The sequence below is a fragment of the Mycobacterium sp. genome, from assembly GCF_019243155.1.
Lineage (GTDB): Bacteria > Actinomycetota > Actinomycetes > Mycobacteriales > Mycobacteriaceae > Mycobacterium.
This window is the reverse complement of the sequence record NZ_JAFAUS010000182.1, coordinates 1-5,819: the sequence shown is the minus strand read 5'-3', so window position 1 is coordinate 5,819 and position 5,819 is coordinate 1. Positions and strand designations below refer to the sequence as shown.

The following is a 5,819-nucleotide window of genomic DNA, read 5'->3' as shown; positions in this document are numbered from 1 at the left end:
ATGAATCAGGGCACTCCCCAAGTCGATGTCATCAAGCAGGTGTCCTCGGCCAATTCCGGCTTCACGGTCGACGGTGCGGCAAAGTTCACGATGATCGCGGCGGGGGTCTACTGCCCCGAGCACATGGGGCAAGCCGGTGCCACGCAGCCACCGGCGGCACCGGCGGCACCGGCGACGCCGTCGCCCGGTGTGGGGCCGAACGGCCTCTACCCCGAGCCGCCACCGCCAGCGCCGCCACCACCGGCTGCCTAGTCACCAGGTACTCCGAAGAAGTGGCCCGGAAGTAAACGGGAAGCCACTTTCAGCTAGCGTGATCACCCACGCGTTTGGTCCGATCAACCACGCGTTGCCCAGAACGTCGCTATAGTCCGTGCGAGTTGGGAAGTAGGAGGTCACGAAGGAGCGGACTGTAATTGGCGAAGCCATCGGCATACAGCTGTCGCTTGCGCGAGTTTCAGGACCGACCAAGTACCCGGCGACCTTTTCGGGGCAGCCAGCTTGTAGCACCGCAGCACGCGACGTCGCACCGAGTTGGTGACCATGTCGCAGACTGAAAGCATTGCGCCCGTTACAGGCGGGCAAGACTCCCAGCCATCGCGCTCAATATTTCGCCGCGACATCGAGGGGCTGCGTGCCGTCGCGTTCTTGGCCGTCGTCCTCTTCCACGCCGGTTTGCCGGGTGTAGGTGGCGGTTTTATCGGCGTTGACGTCTTCTTCGTCATTTCCGGCTTCCTGATCACCGGCATGCTCTTTCGCGAAGTCAGCTCCGCCGGCACCGTCCGGCTGGGGCGGTTCTACGGGGCACGGGCTCGCAGATTGCTGCCGGCATCGGCCACGGTCGGCATTGTTACCGCCATCGCATCGGCGATCCTGCTACCCACGTTGCAGGCGAAGGACGTCATCGTTGACGGCATCGCCAGCGCGCTGTACGTCAGCAACTACTGGTTCGTGATGCACGGTGTCGACTACCAGCTTGCCTACTCGCCGCCATCGCCGTTCCAGCATTACTGGTCCCTCGGTGTTGAGGAGCAGTTCTACTTTCTCTGGCCTGCCGTGATCATTGGCACCGCCTGGCTCTTACGGCGCAGGCCCCGGCGCGCAGGATCTCCCGCCGCGTCGCCGACGGAGCGTCCGTACGTAGTGGTCCTGGCCCTGGTCGGGGCTGCGTCGTTTGCGGCTTCTCTGATCGCCACTCCCTGGGTGCCTTCGGTCGCATTCTTTTCGCTGCCCACCCGGGCTTGGGAGTTGGCCGTCGGCGGACTGGTGGCCCTCACGGCCACTCAGTGGCGCCGGCTACCCGTATGGGCGGCGGTGATCACGGGGTGGGCAGGACTTGCGGTGGTCCTCCTGGGCTGCACGGCGTTGAACGTGACCACCCCCTATCCGGGTATTGCCGCGCTCCTTCCGGTCATCGGCACGGCGCTGGTGATCGGCGCGGGCTGCCGCGCTCCTTCTCTAGGGTGTGGAAGCCTCCTGGCTGTGCGCCCGATGCGAGCCATCGGTCGGGTCTCCTATGCCTGGTACCTGTGGCACTGGCCGGTGCTGCTCCTCGCGCCGCCGCTGCTGGGCCACCCGCTCGGGCTGGCGGGCAGGCTGGCAACTGCCGCTGTTTCCTGCGCCTTTGCCGCTTTGACATTGCGTTTCATCGAAAATCCCCTCCGCTTCGCCGCGCCGGTACGCCGGTCTTCGCTCGGCAGCCTTGTCCTCGGCGGTGTCTCGACCGCGTTGGCGGTTTGTGTGGGCGCTGGGCTACTCGTATCGATTCCAGCCCCCGTCGGCCGTGGTGCGCCGGTTTCGGCGCTGACTGTCACGGTCGCGCCTTTGCCGGGGGATGACTCGCTCGACCGCTACGACGCCGAGGTGCAATCGGCGTTCGGGCAAGTGCAGGCGGCGGTCGCGGCGTCCGCCGATCTGGGGGCCGTGCCGTCCAACGTCAATCCGTCGATTGCGGCCGCGGCAGCCGAAAGGCCGCTCGCATACTTCAAAGGCTGCATGCGTAATTTCTTGGACGCCGACCAGCCGGAGTGCGTAGCGGGCGACACAGCCTCGAAAACCAGGGTGGCCCTGGTTGGCGATTCGACCGCCGCGATGTGGATCCCGGGTTTCTGGCAGCTCGCCGATCAGCAGCACTGGAGGTTGGAGACCCTGACCAAGGGCGGCTGTCCCATGCTGGACCTGCCGATCATCAACCCCTTCCTGCGCCGGGAATTCGCCGAGTGTGACAGGTGGCGCGATCTGGTGCTCGCCCGGCTTCGCAGCGAGCACCCGAGTCTGATCGTGCTAAGCCTGTGGCGCAAATACGGTGCCCGCTATGACTTCCCGTCCGGTGTCACGTCATACGATCCGGCGTGGCTCGGCGGGCTGACCCGACTGGTGCAGCAGCTCGGCGGGACCGGTGCGAAGGTGCTGGTGCTCGGGCCGGCTCCGGATCCGCACGAGGAAGTGCCGACGTGTCTGTCCGGTCATCTCGACGATGCGACGGCGTGCGCGCAGCCAACATTGACGGCGATGAACGAACTCGGCATGGCGGCTGAAGCCGCTGCCACCAAATCCGGGGGAGGACAGTACGCCGACTTGACTGAGCTGTTCTGCACCACGAAACGCTGCCCGGTGATTGTCGGCAACACCATCGTGTTCCACGACGCCAACCATCTGACATTCGAATATGCGCGGCTGTTGGCACCGGTCATGGGTGCGCTGGCTGACCGTGCGCTTGTGACAGGATGACTCACGGTGGCGTGATGATTCCTCTTCGACGCATTCTGCAGCACCGGGTCAGCATCGGTGCGCTGCTCGAACTGGCTGTGTGGCTTGCGATTCCGTATTTGTGCATCGGGTTCGTCTGGACTCTCTTCCACACCGAGCAGACGCAACGGATTCAATCCCGGATCGAAACCGTGATGCCCGCCGGCGCCGACGCCGCGGCCTTCGGGTTGACCACGCTGTTGTGGCCCGCCTCGATACAAATCGCCCAGGCATGCCCGGCGCCATGATCGATTGTTGGGCTAACCGGTGCGCAACGGACCGGTTTGCTCCTAGGCTGAACGACCATGTCAATCGACCGGGCCGCACTTCTCGCGGGCAGCATCCGACTTACCTCTGGCGTCTCGTTTCTCGTCGATCCCTTGCGCGCGAACCGATTATGGGGCGACCCGGAAGAGCCGACGCCGACCGCGCAGTTGCTCCTGCGCTCGATGGGGTATCGCGACGCGTTGATCGGCGGGCTGCTCATGGCGGCCGCGCTGCGCGGCAAGAACACCCGCGGCTGGTTCCTGGCGTCCGGCGGAGCCGACGCTGCCGACCTGCTCGGGGGGTTGAGTGTGCACGACGAGTTGAAGCCGGCCCAACGGCTCATCGGGCTGGGCGGCGCGGTCGTCGGCATCGGCGTCGGCCTTTGGGGTGCGGCGCGACGGACCACCCGAGCGGGCGAAACGGCTGCAATAGAGCAGTAGCGGGCTGAGCGAATCCGCCGGCATTTGCTCGCGGCGCGAATCCTCGGCCAGGCCGGCGCGGGCGAAATCCTGGTGTCCCGTACCGTCCGCGATCTGGTCGTCGGCTCCGGCATCGCTTTCCGGGACCGCGGCGTCGTCGAGTTGCGCGGCGTCACGGGCATCTGGGAGCTGGTGGCGGTCGACAGGCACGGCGCGCGCACGGGGTCGCGCGAAGCGGATCTCGCGGCCGCGCCGACGCCCGGGCCCCGGGATACGATGCGCCGGTCAGATCGAGCCATGGCGATCATGGTCAAGCGGACACACCGTGGATCATCCGCGGGATGGCGCGCTTGGTTCTCGTCACCGACCGCAGTTGAGCCGCGGGCCCTGAGAACTAGGCGCTGACAGGCAACGCCCAATCCTGTTGACTGGACTCATGCATATCGGTGTCCTGACATTCGTTACCGACGACGGCATCGGCCCCGTCGAACTGGGCGCGGCGCTCGAGCAGCGCGGCTTCGAGTCGCTGTTTTTGGCCGAGCACTCCCACATCCCGGTCGACGCGAAGACCCCCTACCCGGGCGGCGGCCCGATTCCGCCGAAGTACTACCGCACACTGGACCCGTTCGTCGCGCTGACGGCGGCGGCCGTCGCGACGGAGAAGCTGGTGCTGGGCACCGGGATCGCGCTGGTCGTGCAGCGCGATCCCATCCACACGGCCAAGGAAGTCGCGTCGCTCGACTTGGTGTCGCAGGGGCGATTGCGTTTCGGAGTGGGTGTGGGCTGGTTGCGAGAGGAGATCGCCAACCACGGTGTCGATCCCTCGGTCCGCGGACGCGTCGTTGACGAGCGACTGGATGCGATGATCGAGATCTGGACAAAGGAAAAGGCGGAATTCCACGGGAAATTCGTGGATTTCGATCCGATCTACAGTTGGCCCAAGCCGCTGCAGAAGCCGTATCCGCCGCTGTATCTCGGCGGGGGACCGGCCGGTTTCAAGCGGATCGCCCGGCTCAACGCGGGCTGGCTCGCGATGACGCCGTCCGCGGAAGCTCTGGCGGGTCAGCTCGAGCAACTGCGCGACGCCACCGACCATGACGTGCCGGTGATCAACTTCCACGGTGGCGAGCCGACGGCCAAAGAGCTCGAGGGCTACCGCGAGTTGGCGTTGGACCACCTCTTGGTGGACCTGCCGACCGAACCCCGCGACGAGACACTGCGCCGGCTGGATGAGTTGCAGGCCGAGGTCGCCAAGCTAGCGTAAACTCAAGTGCCACAAAAGGTTTGGTAGTTTCCGAAATCGTCGGGCGCCGGGCTGGCGTAACGCTCGAATCCCGGTCGTTCGTCGTACGGTACACGCACGGCTTCGAGGAGCCGCTCCAGCGGAGCGAGGTCACCCGCGGTCGCGGCGCCCAGCGCCTCCTCGACCAGATGGTTGCGGGGAATGTAGATCGGGTTGACGCGGTCCATGACGTCGGCGTCGGGCCGTAGAGATTGCCAGCGCGCCAGCCACGCGTCGAAGCCGGCGAGGTCGGCGAACAATCCGCGTGCGCCTTCGGTGTCACCCCCCGCGCGGCCGCGCCGAGGTGGCGGAAGAACGACGTGTAGTCGACGCGGCTCTGCTTGAGCAGCCCGAGGAGTTCGTCGATTAGCGCCGCGCCGAACTCGGCGTCGACGTCGGCGGCCAAACCCAGTTTGGCGCGCATCCCCGATGACCACACGGCGTCGTATCGGGTCGAGAAGATGCCGAACGCCCCCTCGGCCAGAGCAATCGCCTCCTCGACGTTGTCCGACAGCAGTGAGAGAAGCGTCTCCGCGAAGCGCGCAAGGTTCCAGCCCGCGACCACGGGTTGGTTGCCGAAGGCATAACGTCCCCAGAAATCGATCGAACTGAAGACGGTGTCGGGGTCGTAGGCCTCCATGAAAGCGCATGGCCCGTAGTCGATCGTTTCGCCAGAGATCGTCATGTTGTCGGTGTTCATCACCCCGTGGACGAACCCGATCAGCATCCAGCGAGCGATCAATGACGCCTGCGCAGCGACGACTGCCTCGAACAGCGCCAGGTAGGGGCGATCGGCCGTCGCGGCGTCGGGATGGTGGCGCGCGATCGCGTGGTCGGCGAGCCGCTGCAGCAGGTCCCCGTCGCCGGTGGAGGCCGCGTATTGGAAGGTGCCCACCCGCAGGTGACTGCTGGCGACGCGGGTGAGCACCGCGCCCGGCAGCTCGGTCTCGCGCTGCACCGGGCGCCCGGTGCTCACGACGGCCAGCGACCGCGTCGTCGGCACGTCCAAGGCGTGCATCGCCTCGCTGATGATGTATTCGCGCAGCATCGGGCCCACGGCGGCCAGTCCGTCGCCGCCTCGCGCGAACGGTGTTTGGCCGGAGCCC

The 5,819-nt window shown here is 66.3% G+C and carries 5 protein-coding genes and 2 pseudogenes; 6 read left to right on the top strand and 1 reads right to left on the bottom strand.

All coding sequences use genetic code 11. The features are described from left to right. From JOZ00_RS08895 to JOZ00_RS08870, 6 genes and pseudogenes are all read left to right on the top strand, one after another. On the top strand, nt 1–252 hold a 252-nt coding region (locus JOZ00_RS08895), incomplete at its 5' end, for a DUF732 domain-containing protein (protein WP_293342625.1). Nucleotides 253–540: 288 nt separating this feature from the next. Beyond that, entirely contained in the window at nt 541–2,727 is a 2,187-nt protein-coding gene (locus JOZ00_RS08890; RefSeq protein ID WP_293342622.1) for an acyltransferase family protein, read from the top strand. 14 nt (nt 2,728–2,741) lie between these two features. Continuing rightward, nucleotides 2,742–2,993 (top strand): hypothetical protein, encoded by a 252-nt coding sequence (locus tag JOZ00_RS08885; RefSeq protein ID WP_293342619.1) that lies wholly within the window; start codon nt 2,742–2,744, stop codon nt 2,991–2,993. Nucleotides 2,994–3,050: 57 nt separating this feature from the next. Further along, nucleotides 3,051–3,452, top strand: coding sequence for a DUF4267 domain-containing protein (locus tag JOZ00_RS08880; RefSeq protein ID WP_293342616.1), 402 nt, complete (start codon nt 3,051–3,053; stop codon nt 3,450–3,452). Between the two features lie 21 nt (nt 3,453–3,473). Continuing rightward, nucleotides 3,474–3,808 (top strand): annotated as a pseudogene (locus tag JOZ00_RS08875) (adenylate/guanylate cyclase domain-containing protein); the annotation flags it as partial. Between the two features lie 59 nt (nt 3,809–3,867). Further along, entirely contained in the window at nt 3,868–4,695 is an 828-nt protein-coding gene (locus JOZ00_RS08870) for an LLM class F420-dependent oxidoreductase (protein WP_293342613.1), read from the top strand. 2 nt (nt 4,696–4,697) lie between these two features. Here the strand turns inward: JOZ00_RS08870 and JOZ00_RS08865 are convergent. Beyond that, nucleotides 4,698–5,819 (bottom strand): annotated as a pseudogene (locus JOZ00_RS08865) (protein adenylyltransferase SelO family protein); the annotation flags it as partial.